Genomic DNA, 15,603 nt, shown 5'->3' with positions numbered 1-15,603 from the left:
AGGCTGCAACCGCTGCCAAGGCTGCTGCACCCAAGAAGGCTGCAACCGCTGCCAAGGCTGCTGCACCCAAGAAGGCTGCAACCGCTGCCAAGGCTGCTGCACCCAAGAAGGCTGCAACCGCTGCCAAGGCTGCCGCACCCAAGAAGGCTGCAACGACTGCCAAGGCTGCTGCCCCGAAAAAGGCTGCAACGGCTGCCAAGGCCGCTGCTCCTGCAAAGGCCGCTGCACCCAAGAAGGCTGCCCCCAAGAAAGCTGCCGCACCTGCACCTGCTGCCGTGACCGAAACCACTGCGCCCGTGGCACAGACCCGCCTGGCACCTCAAGCCGCCTGGCCCTTCCCCACAGGCAACAAGCCCTGATCGGTTCGCTGACCTGCACGCCATAAAAAAGCCCGAACTCTCTGGCGAGAGTTCGGGCTTTTTTGCAGGCACCCCGATCGGCGCCCTCAAGGCACCGACCTCGAATCAGGGCTGGAAGTCCAGCTGATAGTTCTGCGGACCGCGATGCGCAATCTTGAGCGCGCCCATGCGGTTGCCCAGTTCGGCGCAGCGCAGCAGATCCCAGCCACGCTCCAGGCCAAACAGGAAGGCACTGCGCCAGGCATCGCCGCACCCCGTGGGATCGACCACGGCGGCAGGCTTCACCGGCGCCACCAGAGTCTTCTCACCCTGCTGCCAGACTTCGCAGCCCTCGGCACCCAGGGTCACGACCAGACCGCGCACCTTGCGCGAGATCTCGTCAAAGCTCAGGCCTGTGCGCTCGCTGAGCATCTTGCCTTCATAGTCGTTCACCGCCACCCAGTCGGCCTGCGCGATAAAGGCCTTGAGTTCATCGCCGTTGAACATGGGCAGGCCCTGGCCCGGATCGAACACAAAGGGAATGCCTGCAGACTTGAACTGGGCGGCGTGGTCGATCATGGCCTGGCGGCCATCGGGAGCAATGATGCCGACCTTGATCTCGGCGGCCATATCGGCCGTGATCCGGTTCTCGTGCGCCTGCATCATGGCTCCGGGGTGGAAGGCCGTGATCTGGTTGTTGTCACGGTCGGTCATGATCATGCACTGCGCCGTATGCGTGCTCTGCAGCTGGCCCACGTGGCGCGTTTCAATGCCCAGCTCCCTGAAGCGCTGCACATAGTCCGCGCCGTCGCTGCCCACCATGGCCATGGGATGAGCATCGCCACCGAGCAGCTTCAGGCCATAGGCAATATTTCCGGCACAGCCGCCAAAATCACGGCGCAGCGTGGGCACCAGAAACGACACATTGAGGATGTGCAGCTGATCGGGAAGAATCTGGTCGGCAAAACGACCTTCAAAGGTCATGATGTTGTCGAATGCCAGCGACCCGCAGATCAAAGCGGCCATGGTACGTTCTCTTTCAGAAATGAATGAAGGGGGGCTTGCGCCAACAAGGATGTACAGCGGGCATTTCTATTGACGAGACACCTTGCCTGATCCGAATTGGCACAAGCCGTATTAGGGGTAAAAAACCAGCGCCCGGTAACCCGCCACGGCAGCGTCGAGATCCAGCACCTGCACAGGCACGCTGACGCTCCACTCCTGGCGGGCATGCAACTGCTGCGGGGCCCCCAGAGGCCCGAGGTCGATCACTCGGCGCAGCAACGGCCTGTCCTGTGCATCGGTCAAGGTCAGCTCGGCCATGGGCATGGCCACCGGCACATCGGAGCGATTCTCCAGAGTCAGGCTCCACTGGTATTGATGGGCATCGGCAAGCTGCTTGAAGCCCGAACCGCTGATCACCACATCGCCAATCGCGCGGCGAGCCTGTAGCTCGCACCCCGCCAGACTGCAGGCCTTGGCCAGCACGGGAGCCAGCGCCGGATACTGTGCAGCCAGCCCGTCGCGCTGCTGCCAGGCATGCTGTGCGACGACACCGGCTACCGCCACCAGCGAACCCAGCACCAGCGCCACGCGCATGCCTGCCGAGTGCCAGAAAGCCTGGCGACGGGCCTGCCGCACAAAGCCGGGCTCCTCGCCGGCTGGCGCGGCAGCGTCACCCTGATCCGCATCCGCAAGCGCCTCCCCCCCTTCCCTGAGAGAGTGCATATCGCCGATATCGGCAAGCAGCAGCGCCTCGGTCGAGACTCCATCGCGCTGAGCCTCGCCCTCAAGATCGTGCGCGGCCCCGGACATCCAGGCCTCGCGCGGCGTTGGCGACACCCGCAACTCCGGCTCCCCCGAACCCTGCGGCGAATCCTGCTGGCCGACCGCCGCATCCTCTTCATGCAGAGAGCGCATCTGATCGACATGCGAGGGCGGCGCCTGCGCCACCCCGGGCATCGGCCCGGACGGATCGGGATCGCGCTGTGCTGCCTGCGCGGACTCCGGGGCCTGCGTGCCAGCTGCTGCCGAGTCAACCGGATCCGAATGCTGCAAGGCATCGGTCTCCTGCACACCGAAGGAGGGGGCGGTCAGCGAAGCATCCCCGGCATGCCGATGCGACGGGAACGGCGTCCGTTGTTCTCCCGCCTCCTTCGGCTGCAGCTCCGGTACAACCGGCTTCTGCGGCGCTTCCGCACCGTCCTGCTGCAGCAGCTCGTCGGGCACGGACTGCAGATCCTGCGAGGCATCAAAGACGCTCTGGCACATCCCGCAGCGCACCCAGCCCTGCGAGATGCGCAGCTGGTCGGCAACCACTTTGAAGCGGGTTCCACAGGAAGGGCAACGGGTGACTTGGCTCATCAAGGTGTCATTGTAGGCAGCAACCACCCGCGCACCGGCCGGTGGCGGGTCTGTCTCTCGATCAGGCCGCGCGCCGGGCGGTCATGAGAATCCAGCCGTCCTCGCTGTCGGCCACCTCGAGCTTGAGGTAAGGCGCGTACGCCTCCTTCAGCTCGTCGGCCTGGCGCTCCAGAATGCCGGCCAGCACCAGATTGCCACCGGCCTGGACACGGCCGCACAGCAGCGGCGCCAGCACCTTGAGCGGCGTGGCCAGGATATTGGCCAGCACGGTCTGGTACTCGCCATCGGCCGCATCGGGCAGACCGGCCTTGACCTCCACATGATTGGCGCTGCTGTTGTAGTTGGTCGACTCCACGGCGGCGGGATCAATGTCCACCGCATCCACATCGGTCGCGCCGAACTTGGCGGCACCAATGGCCAGGATGCCCGAGCCGCAGCCGTAGTCCAGCGTGCGTCCCAGAGTCGCCTGGGGCTGGCGCGCAATCCAGCGCAGACACATGCGGGTGGTGGGATGGGTGCCGGTACCGAAAGCCAGACCGGGGTCCAGACGGATGCTGACCTTGGCCTGCTCGGGCAGCTCGTGCCAGGTGGGCACGATCCAGAACTCGGGCGTGATGTCCACGGGCTCGAACTGCGACTGCGTCAGGCGCACCCAGTCCTGCTCGGGCACGGGCTTGACGGCCAGAATCTTGCAGCCTTCGAAAAAGTCCTGCGGCAGCAGCAGATCACGCGCCTCGATCGCCGCGGCTTCGCTGGGATAGAGGGCGATCACGCGGCTGCGGTTCCAGCCCTCCTTGGGCGCGGGCATGCCGGGCTCGCCGAACAGCGCCTGCTCGGCTTCGGTCTGCGCATCGGCATCTTCGACGGAGACGCTCAATGCATCGAGCGCATCCAGCGCCTCGCTAACGGTTTCGACCCGATCTTCGGGGCACAGCAGGCTCAGCTCAAACATGGCCATCCTTTCTAGCAACTGCGCGGTTCATGTCAGGCCGGGGCCGATGACGAGCACGCAAGTTGCACTTTCCTGAAAAACGAAAATGCTGGCCTCCGTTGCCAGAGGCCAGCATGGGAACTCAGAGCGACAAGGCTCCTGATCTCATCGCTTGTTGGGCGTGCGATGCGTCAGCCACTCTTCCAGGTAGTGGATGTTGGTGCCGCCTTCCATGAACTTGGAATCGACCATCAAATCCTGGTGCAGCGGAATATTGGTGTTGATGCCTTCCACCACGGTCTCCAGCAAGGCGGTGCGCATGCGGGCCATGGCCTGCTCGCGGGTGTCGCCGTAGGCGATGATCTTGCCGATCATGGAGTCGTAGTTGGGCGGCACGAAGTAGTTGTTGTACACATGGGTGTCCACACGCACTCCGGGACCGCCGGGTGCATGCCACGTGGAGATGCGACCAGGCGAGGGAATGAACTTGTACGGGTCTTCGGCGTTCACACGGCACTCGATCGCGTGGCCCTTGAACTCGATCTGACGCTGCGTGAAAGGCATCTTCTCGCCAGCAGCGATCATGATCTGGGTGCGCACGATGTCGATGCCCGTGATCAGCTCGGTGATGGGGTGCTCCACCTGCACGCGGGTGTTCATCTCGATGAAGTAGAACTCGCCGTTCTCGTACAGGAACTCGAAGGTACCCGCACCGCGATAGCCGATCTTCTTGCAGGCGGCTGCGCAGCGCTCGCCGATCTTCTCGATCAGACGGCGGGGAATGCCCGGAGCCGGCGCTTCCTCGATCACCTTCTGGTGACGACGCTGCATGGAGCAGTCGCGCTCACCCAGATACACGGCATTCTTGTGCGTATCGGCCAGCACCTGGATTTCCACGTGACGCGGATTCTGCAGGTACTTTTCCATGTAGACGGCAGGATTGCCGAAAGCTGCACCGGCCTCGGCCTTGGTCATCTGCACGGCATTGATCAATGCAGCTTCGGTGTGCACCACACGCATGCCGCGCCCGCCACCACCGCCCGAGGCCTTGATGATCACGGGATAACCGATGGTCTTGGCAATGCGCTTGATGAGTGCCGGATCGTCGGGCAGTTCGCCGTCCGAGCCCGGCACGCAAGGCACGCCGGCCTTGATCATGGCCTGCTTGGCCGACACCTTGTCACCCATGGTGCGGATGTTTTCGGGCGTCGGACCGATAAAGGTGAAACCGCTCTTTTCCACGCGCTCGGCAAAGTCGGCGTTCTCGGACAGGAAGCCGTAGCCGGGGTGGATGGCTTCCGCATCGGTCACCTCGGCAGCCGAAATGATCGCCGGCATGTTGAGGTAGGACAGAGGGGAAGGCGCCGGACCGATACACACGGCCTCATCGGCCAGCTTGACGTACTTGGCATCACGGTCGGCTTCGGAATACACCATCACCGCCTTGATCCCCAGCTCACGACAAGCGCGCTGGATGCGCAGGGCGATCTCGCCCCGGTTGGCAACCAAAATTTTCTTAAACATGAAGTTCCTCGCAGCTTGGTGCCTGTGCAGCAGCACAGACCACTGCCAATGACTCAGTCGCGCAGCCAGTGGCTAGCGCACCTCGGCGCTGCAATGCAAGCTGCATGCAACGCCTCATGATCTATCACTCGATCACGAACAGAGGCTGGCCGTATTCCACAGCCTGGCCGTTTTCACCCAGAACGCGAACAATGGTGCCGCTCTTGTCGGCTTCGATCTCGTTGAGGATCTTCATGGCTTCGACGATGCAGATGGTGTCGCCTTCCTTGACCTGACTGCCCACATCCACAAAGGCCTTGGCGCCAGGACTGGAGGCACGGTAGAAGGTGCCGACCATGGGCGACTTGACCACATGACCTTCTGAGGCCGCCGGAGCGGCCACAGGCGCGGCAGCTGCGGGAACGGCAGCCACGGGGGCTGCCATCACGGGAGCCGCCTGCACGGGGGCTGCAACGTATTGGTGGACCACACCTTCGCTCTTGACGATACGGACCTTGCCCTCTGCTTCGGTGATCTCCAGTTCCGACACATTCGATTCGGACACCAGATCAATAAGGGTCTTGAGTTTTCGCAAATCCATGGGAGCTCCAGCGACGTAATTCTAAACAGGGCGCGAATTTACCTCAAATTCGGCCTTCTGCGTGCATTGGCAGATATTTTTCACTAACGTCGCCATGGAATTTAGTTACCTACACTTTTCTGACGACAAGAGCAATGTTCATTCGCTCTATTTGCTCCAATCTGTCAGATCTTCGCGGGAAAGCTCCCCTATTTTACGTTGTCGCATTTGTCCCTTGGCATCAAAAAGAACCGTGAATGGCAGCCCTCCCTGCAAGTTGCCCAGGCTCCGGGTCAGCCCCAATCCCCCTTGCATGGCAATGGCTACCGGAAATTGCACAGGTTGGCGCTGCAAAAAACGCAGCACGGCTTCGGATTTGTCGACCGCCAACCCCACGACCTGGATGCCTTTTGCGCCTTGCTGCGCCGCAAAATCGCTGAGCATGGGCAGCTCCTTGACACAGGGCGGACACCAGGTGGCCCAGAAGTTGACCAGCAGGGGGCGCCCCTGCAAATCGGCCATGGCAAAAGGCTTGCCGTCGGGGGTTTCAAACGTCTGACTCCACAGCTGCGCCTCGACGCCAGGCCCCATGCCACGGGGCTGGCTGCGCCACCAGGCCACACCAGCGCCGGCCCCGGCCGCGACTGCGGCCACCGCGCCGGTCAGCCACAGGCGGCGCGAGCCATTGGTCGACTTGTTCTCAGGGGTGTTTTCACTCATTGCGGCTCTCCTGCAGCAGCTTGCGCAAGGCCTTGGCATCTCCACGCGGGCTGCGGCCATGGGTGTCGGGCTTCATGGCACCGCGCATGTCGTCGTGGTCGTAGACCAGCAGGTGCACGCCCACGGTTTCGTTGATCGGCTTGCACAGTGCGTGAACGGAAAGCGCCTCGACCGGCTTGCCCTGAAAGCCGGTGACCGTGCTCGGCTCGTACTGCACATGATGGTTGATGAGCGCTATTTCGGCCGACTTGGGATCGTCGCAGAACAGCTGCAGATAGATGTCCGACAACCGCGTGGCCGTGCCGCGCCACACCGCTCCTGCCAGATGCGGGCGAAACTCCTGCAGCCTGTCCATCCAGACCAGGGCCAGCTCGCGCAGCGCCTGAAGCTCCTGCGGCTGCGTGTCGCCGCAGAACAGCTCTATATATTCGCGCACGGCCTCTTCAAGCTGGTCGTTATCGGGCAACGCCGAGCGGCCGGGCAGACCGAGCTGGCGCACGGCCCGCTGCTTGGCAGGACCCCATTCCAGGCCTTCCTCCACCACCAGACGAGCCGCTGCCTGAGCGATTTCAGCAGTCACGTTATCCAAACTCATAGCGCCATTTCATCACGCCCACCGCAGCAAGCGCAGCAGGTCATTTACGCATTGTGACCCAGATGAATGACCGCACTTTGACCTGGCCCGTAGAGGCCAATGTTTTGATAGCTGCTGGCACCCTCTTTGTATGGAACTGAAAGTAAAAACACATTTAGATCTATATAGATCATGCGCAACAAGCTATCAATTTGATAAGAAAGGTTACCGCCAGTACCCAGGCGGGTCATGGCTCGCCGCCAGGTCATGTCGGCAAACGTAGAATCCCCGGCCATGCACATACATATTCTGGGCATTTGCGGCACCTTCATGGGAGGCCTGGCCGCCTTGGCACGAGAAGCCGGTCACAAGGTGACGGGCTGCGATTCCGGCGTTTACCCGCCGATGAGCGATCAGCTGCGCCAACTGGGCATCGAGCTGATCGAGGGCTATGGCGCCGACCAGATCGCGCTCAAGCCCGATATGTATGTGGTCGGCAACGTGGTCAGCCGCAAGCGCCTGGCCGATGGCTCGCCCAAGTTTGCGCTGATGGAAGCGATTCTGGACACCGGCGCCGCCTATACCAGCGGTCCGCAATGGCTGGCCGAGCATGTGCTGCACGGTCGCCATGTGCTGGCCGTGGCCGGCACCCACGGCAAGACCACCACCACCTCCATGCTGACCTGGGTGCTGGAGTGCGCAGGTCTGCAGCCCGGTTTTCTGGTCGGTGGCGTGCCGCTGGACTTCGGCGTCTCCGCCCGCCTCGGCGCGACCAGACGCCCTCTCGCCGGCCCCGGCCCGGCGGGTGACGAGCCGGTGTTCGTGATCGAAGCCGATGAATACGACACCGCTTTCTTCGACAAGCGCAGCAAGTTCGTGCACTACCGCCCCCGCACGGCCGTGCTCAACAACCTGGAGTTCGATCACGCCGACATCTTCGACGATCTGGCAGCCATCGAGCGTCAGTTCCATCACCTTGTGCGCACCGTGCCTTCGACAGGGCGCGTGGTGAGCAATGGTCTGGAGGAAAGCCTGGGCCGCGTGCTGGCCCAGGGCTGCTGGAGCGAAGTGCGCAGCTTCGGCGCAACGGTCAGCGATTTCAGTGCCGATGGCGATCCCGGCGACTTTGCCGTGCTGCATCGCGGCAGGAAAGTGGGGCAACTGCAGTGGGGCCTGACCGGCGTGCACAACCAGCTCAATGCGCTGGCCGCCATCGCCGCCGCCGACCATCTGGGCGTCAGCGCCGAGGTGGCTTGCGAAGCTCTGTCGCGTTTTCAGAACGTCAAGCGCCGCATGGAGCTGCGCGGAACGGTCCACGGCATCGAGGTCTATGACGACTTTGCGCACCACCCTACGGCCATCCGCACCACCCTGGACGGCCTGCGCCGCAAGCTGGGTGCGCAGGCCCGCATCCTGGCGGTGTTCGAGCCGCGCAGCAACACCATGAAGCTGGGCACCATGAAGAGCCAGCTGCCCTGGTCTCTGGAAAGCGCCGATCTGGTCTTCTGCCACACTGCGGGCCTGGACTGGGATGCCGCCGAGGCCTTGGAATCCATGGGAGTGGGTCCCGGCCATCGTGCTCAGGTGGCCGGCGATATCGAGACCCTGATCGCGCAGATCACCGCGGTCGCCCGCCCCGGTGACCATATCGTCTGCATGAGCAACGGCGGCTTTGGCGGCATACACGCCAAGCTGCTCGAAGCGCTGAAATAAGCCCCCGAACAAAAAAATGCCCGCTCTACGCGGGCATTTTTCATTGCACGGGCACAGACCAAACCAGAGATGCCAAGCAAGGGCCGCCCCGCAGCAAAGGCGTCGTCCCCCAGGGGGGAAGAAGTCGCAAAGCGGCTCAGGGGGATCAATAACTAATCGACATCGCCGGAACATCGACCCGGATCAAGGGCTTGGCCAGCACGGCCTGAGCGGACAGCGCATAGTTGTTGCGCCAGTCCTGGTTGTCGAACAGCTCGGGACGGTTGCGCGCCTCACGCGCCACCACCACCAGCTTGTCAGCCAGCAGCACCTTGCCGGTCGCCCGCAAAGGCTCGCACTCGAGCGAGACAAACTGCTGGTCCAGCCAGCGTCGGCCTTCGTCCGAACTCACTGGGGACAGCGACTGGGTATCGACCCGGTATTCACGGTCGCCATCCAGAACCACGATGACTTCACTACGCATAAATCTCCTCTGACGTGGTGACTCTTGCACCATCCGTTGTCGTGGTCACAGCTTAATGGTGACCGCGGGGCTGAAGACGCTGCAAGCTGACAGCTTGCAAACCGCTGCGGCAACCAATGCAAGGCCTGAAAGCACGCAAGCATCACAAGGGTTACGGGAACAAGGTGTGCAAAGCAATGCAAAATCTTTAAATTTCATAGCATTACTCACATACTTGGCATCAATATAAGGGCAAAGCTGTCTTTTTCAAGTGTTCCTGCGATCTCGTAACCCGCTGGTTATCTCCATGCCCGGCGCTCTTGAAAACACAGGCCGAGGACGCACATAAGCGTCAGCTCTTTGACGAATGGCCATTTGCGAGGCCCTTGCAATGCCTTCAGGAACCACCACCATGACCGCAGAAAACATCCACCAAGAAATACGCGAGCATCTGCTGCAGCTGGAGGCCGAACTGCAAGTCCAGAAGCTCTGGTCTTCCGCCGCGCCGGACCCCAAGGCCCTGGAATCCACCACGCCTTTCATGTACGACACGCTCAAGCTGCACGAGTGGCTGCAATGGGTTTTCATTCCGCGCCTGCACGCCGTGATCGATGCCAAGGGCACCCTGCCGCACCAAAGCCATGTCTATCCCCTGGCCGATCACGAATGGCAGCAGCGCACCGACTTTGACAAGCAGCATCTGCTGCGCCTTCTCAATCGCATCGATGCCACGCTCAACGGCTGCGATATGACACCGGAGTCGGCACCGGACACCAAGCACTGAACCAGCAGCCGAGCCGCGCCATTCCATCCGGACAAAGCAAACAGGCCACAGGGAGCACTCCCTGTGGCCTGCGTCGTTCATACCCGCTCTGTCGATCAGGCCGGTACTTCGGCTTCCTGCTTGCATGCAGCCGCGGCCGCACGGCGCTGGCTCACGGCCTGCGACAGCTCTTGCAGCGTTGCCAGGGAATCGTCCCAGCCCAGGCAGGCATCGGTGATGCTCTGGCCGTAGGTCAGATCGCAGACCTCGTCCTTGCCGGGCGTGAATTTCTGCGCACCGCCGACCAGATGGCCTTCGATCATCACGCCGAACACGCTGCTGGAGCCACTGGCGATCTGGGACGCGATATCGCGGGCCACATCCTTCTGGCGCTCATGCTGCTTGCTGCTGTTGGCATGGCTGCAGTCCACCATCAGCGAAGGCGTGAGGCCTGCCGCCTCCAGGTCCTTGCAGGCCGCGGCCACGTGCTCCGCATCGTAGTTGGGGGTCTTGCCGCCGCGCAGAATCACGTGGCAGTCCTGATTGCCTGCGGTATGCACAATCGCGACCTGGCCGTTCTTGTGCACCGACAGGAAGTGGTGACCACGGCTGGCCGACTGGATCGCGTCGGTGGCGATGCGGATATTGCCGTCCGTGCCGTTCTTGAAGCCGATCGGTGCCGAGATGCCCGAAGCCAGCTCGCGGTGCACCTGGCTTTCCGTGGTGCGGGCACCGATGGCGCCCCAGCTGATCAGATCGCCGATGTACTGGGGAGAGATCACATCCAGGAACTCGCTGGCCGCAGGCACACCCAGGCGGTTGATGTCGATCAGCAGCTGGCGCGCGATGCGCAGGCCTTCGTCGATGCGGTAGCTCTGATCCAGGTAGGGGTCGTTGATCAGGCCTTTCCAGCCCACCGTGGTCCGGGGCTTCTCGAAATAGACGCGCATCACCACCTCCAGAGTGTCCTTGTATTGCTCGCGGACCACGGCCAGGCGGCGGGCGTAGTCGAGCGCAGCAGCGGGATCGTGAATCGAGCAAGGACCGACGATGACCAGCAGGCGGTCATCTTTTGCACGCATGATGTTGTGGATGCTGCGGCGGGTATCGCCGATCAGCGTCTCCACGGCGGTGCCGCGAATGGGGAAGAAGCGGATGAGGTGCTCTGGAGGGGGTAACACTGTGATTTCCTTGATACGTGCGTCGTCGGTCTGGCCTGTCTTGGGAGAGCCGGCGCGATACCAGGAATCGGTGGACGAAGTGTTCAGAGCAGTCATGGCAATCTTTCGTGAGGTGTTTGATCGTTGAAACCGGGGTTGCTGAAACGTAGGGATGAAAAAAAACCGCCGGGCTTTGCAGCTTCGGCGGTTCTTTGGGAGGTGTTTGCAGGGTGCGCGCGTTTACCTCTCAGCCGCCGTGGGCGAGAACCAAAAGTAAAAGAAATAAGCGCGTTGCGTTTGCATGTCTTTCAATGTAGCACAGCTCTTTTGCATTGCAACATCCCAGGCCGGTGCAGCAGTTCGGTCAAAACAGGCTTCCCCTCTGACATGACGCATTTTCCGTGCACTCAAGAGGATGCAATTTTTTTGCGTTTTTTCTATATATTCAGAATATTTTTCATCAAGAAACCATAAAACCAAGGTTCCGTGCAATTTTCCAGCAAATCGGCAATATTTGCGCTTCGCCGTCAGAACGCCCCTGAAAAACCCTCTGAGCAGATGGCTGGCCGCAGCTTGCGGCCAGCGTTCGCCGCCCGCCAAACGACAAGACCCCGGTCTGCCATGCAGAGCGGGGTCTTGCTTTCGGCGGAAAATCCCGCCGGGAAATCGCTGTCAGGCCGTACCGCCGACCGTCAGGCCGTCGATGCGCAGCGTGGGCTGGCCCACCCCCACAGGCACGCTCTGGCCTTCCTTGCCGCAGGTGCCCACACCCGAGTCCAGACGCATGTCGTTGCCTACCATGCTGATGTGCTTGAGTGACTCCGGGCCGCTGCCGATGATGGTCGCCCCCTTGACGGGATACTGGATCTTGCCGTTTTCCACCCAGTAGGCTTCGCTGGCGGAGAACACGAACTTGCCGCTGGTGATGTCCACCTGACCGCCGCCGAAGTTGGTGGCGTACAGGCCCTTCTTGATCGAGCCGATGATCTCCTGCGGATCCTTGTCGCCACCCAGCATATAGGTGTTGGTCATGCGCGGCATGGGAATGTGGGCGTAGCTTTCGCGACGGCCATTGCCCGTGGGCTTGACCCCCATCAGGCGCGCATTCAAGGAGTCCTGGATATAGCCCTTGAGAATGCCGTCCTCGATCAGCACATTGCTCTGGCTGACATGGCCTTCGTCGTCCACGTTCAAGGAGCCGCGGCGATCGGCAATCGTGCCGTCGTCGAGCACGGTCACGCCCTTGGCGGCCACGCGCTGACCGATGCGGCCGCTGAAGGCGCTGGAGCCCTTGCGGTTGAAGTCGCCTTCCAGGCCATGGCCCACCGCCTCGTGGAACAGCACGCCGGGCCAGCCCGAGCCCAGCACCACCGTCATCACGCCTGCCGGTGCGGGACGCGAATCGAGGTTGACCAGCGCCGCATGCACGGCCTCGTCCACATACTGACTGATCTGATCGTCGCTGAAGTAGGCCAGACCGAAGCGACCGCCGCCGCCGGAGGATCCGACCTCGCGGCGGCCCTTCTGCTCGGCGATCACCGTCACCGACAGGCGCACCAGCGGGCGCACGTCGGCCGCCAGCGTACCGTCCGCGCGGGCCACCAGCACCACATCGTATTCACTGGCCAGACCGGCCATGACCTGCACCACGCGCGGGTCCTTGGCGCGGGCCAGCTTTTCCACCTTGCCCAGCAGCTCGACCTTGGCCGTGCTGTCCAGCGTGCCGATGGGGTCCAGCTCCGGATACAGGGAGCGGCTTTGCGCAATCTTCTGAGCCCCTGCCTTGACGCGGCGCGTCTGGGTCGCGCTGGAGATGGAGCGCACGGTACGGGCGGCATCGAGCAGCGAGGCTTCCGAGATGTCGTCGGAATAGGCAAAGGCCGTCTTCTCGCCGCTGACCGCGCGAACACCGACGCCCTGATCAATGGAAAAGGAGCCGGTCTTGACGATGCCTTCTTCCAGACTCCAGCCTTCGGCGCGGGTGTACTGGAAGTAGAGATCGGCGTCATCCACCTGGTGCGAGCGAATTTCGGCAAGCGCACGCGCAAGATGGGTTTCGTCCAGGCCGAAGGGCTCAAGCAGCAACTGGCGGGCCGTGGCCAAGCGTTCGATGGTGGGTTCGCGGGAAATCATGGGAGCATTGTAGAGATAGCTGCAAGCCCTGACTTGTCTCGGGCCGCGCATAAAAAAGAGCGGAATGTTGCCCCACCAGGCTGTACAACATTCCGCTCCATTCACTTGGCTTCGCACTTGCCGGGTTCTGCCCTGCCCGCTTTGCATGACAGAACCCCACCTGGGTCCTTGCCGCTCCCGCTTGATCGGTCTTTTGACCCCCAGAACCGTTTGTAAACGCTGTGAACAGTCCAGGCAAGACCTTGGACGGAACTACTGACATTTTTCAACGATCTAAGCGCGTCGCGCTGACGGGGTATCTCGCATCAAGCCGTCAATCAGCCCATGCAGAGCATGAGCAGGCAGCTCTTTTTTCAAGAGCAGGTCAACCCGGTCGCGGGTCTTCACGCATGGGGAATATGCCCATCGCCACCGGGCAGCTGCCGCTGTGCCCGAGACACCGACATCAGCACGCCCAGCGCCAGGCCCAGCGTGACCATGGCGGTGCCGCCATAGCTGATGAAAGGCAGGGGCACGCCCACCACCGGTAGGATGCCGCTGACCATGCCCATGTTCACGAAGGCATAGGTGAAAAAGATCATGGCCACAGCAGCCGCCATCAGCCGTCCGAACAGTGAGTTGGCATTCATGGAAATGGCCAGCCCGCGCCAGACGAGCAACAGAAAGCCCACGATGATGAACAGGTTGCCGATCAGGCCGAACTCTTCGGAATAGGCGGCAAAGATGAAATCGGTGGTGCGCTCGGGAATGAATTCCAGGTGGGTCTGCGTGCCCGCCATGAAGCCCTTGCCCCAGACACCGCCCGATCCGATGGCGATCATGCCCTGGATGATGTGAAAGCCCTTGCCCAGGGGATCGCGCGTGGGATCCAGCAATGTGCACACGCGTGTGCGCTGATAGTCATGCAGAAAATACCAGCTCACGCCATCGGCGCAGAGCTGGGGCTCGAACCAGACGATCAGGAAGATGCCGACCACGGCCAGCAGCACGGGCGGCACGATGAGTTTCCAGGGCAGCCCGGCAAAAAAGATCACGGACAGACCGGCAGCCATCACCAGCAGCGAGGTGCCCAGATCGGGTTGCTTCATGATCAGGCCCACAGGCACGATCAGCAGCACAAAGGCGATGACAAAGTCGGAGGCGCGCAGATTGCCCTCGCGGCGCTGGAACCACCAGGCCAGCATGAGCGGCGTGGCAATCTTCAAAAGCTCGGAGGGCTGAATCACCACCCCCACGTTCACCCAGCGTGTGGCCCCCTTCTTGGTGATGCCGAACAAGGCCACCGCCACCAGCAACACCACGCCCAGGGTGTACAGAGGCACGGCCACCTTCATCAATTGCTGGGGGGATATCTGGGCCAGCACAAACAGCAGGGCCGCTGCGATCAGCATATTGCGTCCATGGTCCACGAAACGCGTGCCGTGATCGAAACCCGCCGAGTACATGGCCAGCAGCCCCGCTCCCGCCAGCATGGCGATGAACAGAAGCAGCAGGAAGTCAAAGCCGCGAAACAGCGGAACAATGCGTTGCAGCAGCGAGGGCTTATCGAATTCGATGGCAGACATGGGCCGCAATTATCGGGGGAGCCAGCTGCCGTGCTGTCTGCAGGGTTGAGCTTTGCTGACGGCACGGTACTGACGGCCCGCTTGCCGCTGTGATAGGCCCTCCCACCCTGCTAGTCTTGAGGCAGACAGTCCACAATGGACGGGACCGAAGCGTTTTCACAAGAGGAGATTGCCACCATGACGACCACCCACTTGCTGTATCTGCACGGCTTTCGCTCCTCCCCGCAGTCCACCAAGGCACGCATCATGGCGGACTATGTGGGCGCCCGGCATCCCAAGGTACGCTGGTGGTGCCCGCAGCTGCCGCCCTCGTCACGCGAAGCCGCGGCCGTGATCGTCGAAGGCATCGCCAACTGGCCACGCCAGAGCATGGCCGTCATGGGCTCATCGCTGGGTGGCTACTACGCCAGCTGGGTGGCACAGCTGGCGCGCTGCAAGAGCGTGATGATCAATCCCGCCGTGAATCCGGCCCGCGACCTGGAAAAATACATAGGCGAGCAGTCCAGCTGGCATGACCCCGAGGAAACCTTCTTCTTTCGTCCCGAATACATCGAGGAACTACGCCAGCTCGACACCCGTGCCATGACGCCGGCAGCGCCAGAGATGGTGCTGATCGCCCAGGGCGACGAGGTACTGGACTGGAGCGAGATGAGCGAGCGCTACCCGCACGCACTGCAACTGGTGCAGGAAGGCGGCGACCACGCCCTGAGCAACTTTGCCGAGTATCTGGACCGGATCGACGAATTTCTGGCCCTGGCCTGATCGCCTCCGGGCCGCCATGCACCACAGGTCCCTCTTCGGACGCGGCACCGCAAGC

General features: G+C 62.2%; 16 protein-coding genes and 1 pseudogene. 4 read left to right on the top strand and 13 right to left on the bottom strand.

The annotated features are described in order from the left end of the window. A pseudogene (locus E2583_RS01145) lies at window positions 1–359 on the top strand (hypothetical protein); the annotation flags it as partial. 105 nt (window positions 360–464) lie between these two features. Here E2583_RS01145 and E2583_RS01140 read toward each other — a convergent pair. The 8 genes from E2583_RS01140 to E2583_RS01105 form a co-directional block, all read right to left on the bottom strand. Next, the gene (locus E2583_RS01140; protein WP_291592400.1) at window positions 465–1,364 is read right to left on the bottom strand and encodes a carbohydrate kinase family protein; all 900 of its coding nucleotides are present in this window, start codon (window positions 1,362–1,364) and stop codon (window positions 465–467) included. 111 nt (window positions 1,365–1,475) lie between these two features. Next, on the bottom strand, window positions 1,476–2,702 hold the full coding sequence (locus E2583_RS01135) for a zinc-ribbon and DUF3426 domain-containing protein (protein ID WP_291592398.1): 1,227 nt from the start codon (window positions 2,700–2,702) through the stop codon (window positions 1,476–1,478). A 61-nt stretch (window positions 2,703–2,763) separates the two neighbouring features. After that, window positions 2,764–3,654: a 50S ribosomal protein L11 methyltransferase gene (gene prmA, locus E2583_RS01130; protein WP_291592396.1), complete on the bottom strand. Its 891-nt coding sequence runs from the start codon at window positions 3,652–3,654 to the stop codon at window positions 2,764–2,766. Between the two features lie 144 nt (window positions 3,655–3,798). Further along, a complete protein-coding gene (gene accC / locus E2583_RS01125; protein ID WP_291592394.1) occupies window positions 3,799–5,157 on the bottom strand; it encodes an acetyl-CoA carboxylase biotin carboxylase subunit in 1,359 nt (452 codons plus the stop codon). A gap of 124 nt (window positions 5,158–5,281) precedes the next feature. Continuing rightward, a complete protein-coding gene (gene accB / locus E2583_RS01120; RefSeq protein WP_291592392.1) occupies window positions 5,282–5,737 on the bottom strand; it encodes an acetyl-CoA carboxylase biotin carboxyl carrier protein in 456 nt (151 codons plus the stop codon). A 147-nt stretch (window positions 5,738–5,884) separates the two neighbouring features. Then, window positions 5,885–6,436, bottom strand: a complete 552-nt coding sequence (locus E2583_RS01115) for a TlpA disulfide reductase family protein (RefSeq protein ID WP_291592390.1) — start codon at window positions 6,434–6,436, stop codon at window positions 5,885–5,887. Beyond that, on the bottom strand, window positions 6,429–7,031 hold the full coding sequence (locus E2583_RS01110; RefSeq protein ID WP_291592389.1) for a hypothetical protein: 603 nt from the start codon (window positions 7,029–7,031) through the stop codon (window positions 6,429–6,431). The genes E2583_RS01115 and E2583_RS01110 overlap by 8 nt, the downstream gene beginning before the upstream one ends. A 44-nt stretch (window positions 7,032–7,075) precedes the next feature. Then, the gene (locus tag E2583_RS01105) at window positions 7,076–7,261 is read right to left on the bottom strand and encodes a hypothetical protein (protein ID WP_148729085.1); all 186 of its coding nucleotides are present in this window, start codon (window positions 7,259–7,261) and stop codon (window positions 7,076–7,078) included. A 43-nt stretch (window positions 7,262–7,304) separates the two neighbouring features. On the opposite strand from E2583_RS01105, the gene mpl reads away from it, so the two are divergent. Beyond that, window positions 7,305–8,723 (top strand): UDP-N-acetylmuramate:L-alanyl-gamma-D-glutamyl-meso-diaminopimelate ligase, encoded by a 1,419-nt coding sequence (gene mpl / locus E2583_RS01100; RefSeq protein ID WP_291592387.1) that lies wholly within the window; start codon window positions 7,305–7,307, stop codon window positions 8,721–8,723. Between the two features lie 145 nt (window positions 8,724–8,868). Here mpl and E2583_RS01095 read toward each other — a convergent pair whose 3' ends face one another. Beyond that, a complete protein-coding gene (locus E2583_RS01095) occupies window positions 8,869–9,186 on the bottom strand; it encodes a hypothetical protein (protein WP_291592386.1) in 318 nt (105 codons plus the stop codon). Between the two features lie 391 nt (window positions 9,187–9,577). On the opposite strand from E2583_RS01095, the gene E2583_RS01090 reads away from it, so the two are divergent. After that, window positions 9,578–9,949: a YqcC family protein gene (locus E2583_RS01090; RefSeq protein ID WP_291592384.1), complete on the top strand. Its 372-nt coding sequence runs from the start codon at window positions 9,578–9,580 to the stop codon at window positions 9,947–9,949. Between the two features lie 95 nt (window positions 9,950–10,044). Here the strand turns inward: E2583_RS01090 and E2583_RS01085 are convergent, their stop codons facing one another. From E2583_RS01085 to rodA, 4 genes are all read right to left on the bottom strand, one after another. Then, window positions 10,045–11,205 (bottom strand): 3-deoxy-7-phosphoheptulonate synthase, encoded by a 1,161-nt coding sequence (locus E2583_RS01085; RefSeq protein WP_291592382.1) that lies wholly within the window; start codon window positions 11,203–11,205, stop codon window positions 10,045–10,047. Between the two features lie 123 nt (window positions 11,206–11,328). Continuing rightward, window positions 11,329–11,688, bottom strand: coding sequence for a hypothetical protein (locus tag E2583_RS01080; protein ID WP_291592380.1), 360 nt, complete (start codon window positions 11,686–11,688; stop codon window positions 11,329–11,331). 72 nt (window positions 11,689–11,760) lie between these two features. Continuing rightward, on the bottom strand, window positions 11,761–13,221 hold the full coding sequence (gene tldD, locus E2583_RS01075) for a metalloprotease TldD (protein ID WP_291592378.1): 1,461 nt from the start codon (window positions 13,219–13,221) through the stop codon (window positions 11,761–11,763). A gap of 383 nt (window positions 13,222–13,604) precedes the next feature. Further along, entirely contained in the window at window positions 13,605–14,786 is a 1,182-nt protein-coding gene (gene rodA, locus E2583_RS01070; protein ID WP_291592376.1) for a rod shape-determining protein RodA, read from the bottom strand. Between the two features lie 177 nt (window positions 14,787–14,963). On the opposite strand from rodA, the gene E2583_RS01065 reads away from it, so the two are divergent. Then, the gene (locus E2583_RS01065) at window positions 14,964–15,548 is read left to right on the top strand and encodes a YqiA/YcfP family alpha/beta fold hydrolase (RefSeq protein ID WP_291592375.1); all 585 of its coding nucleotides are present in this window, start codon (window positions 14,964–14,966) and stop codon (window positions 15,546–15,548) included. Window positions 15,549–15,603 lie beyond the last annotated feature (55 nt).

This window comes from Comamonas sp. (genome assembly GCF_009360615.1).
Taxonomy (GTDB): Bacteria; Pseudomonadota; Gammaproteobacteria; order Burkholderiales; family Burkholderiaceae_C; genus Comamonas.
This window is presented reverse-complemented; position numbering and strand designations above follow the sequence as displayed.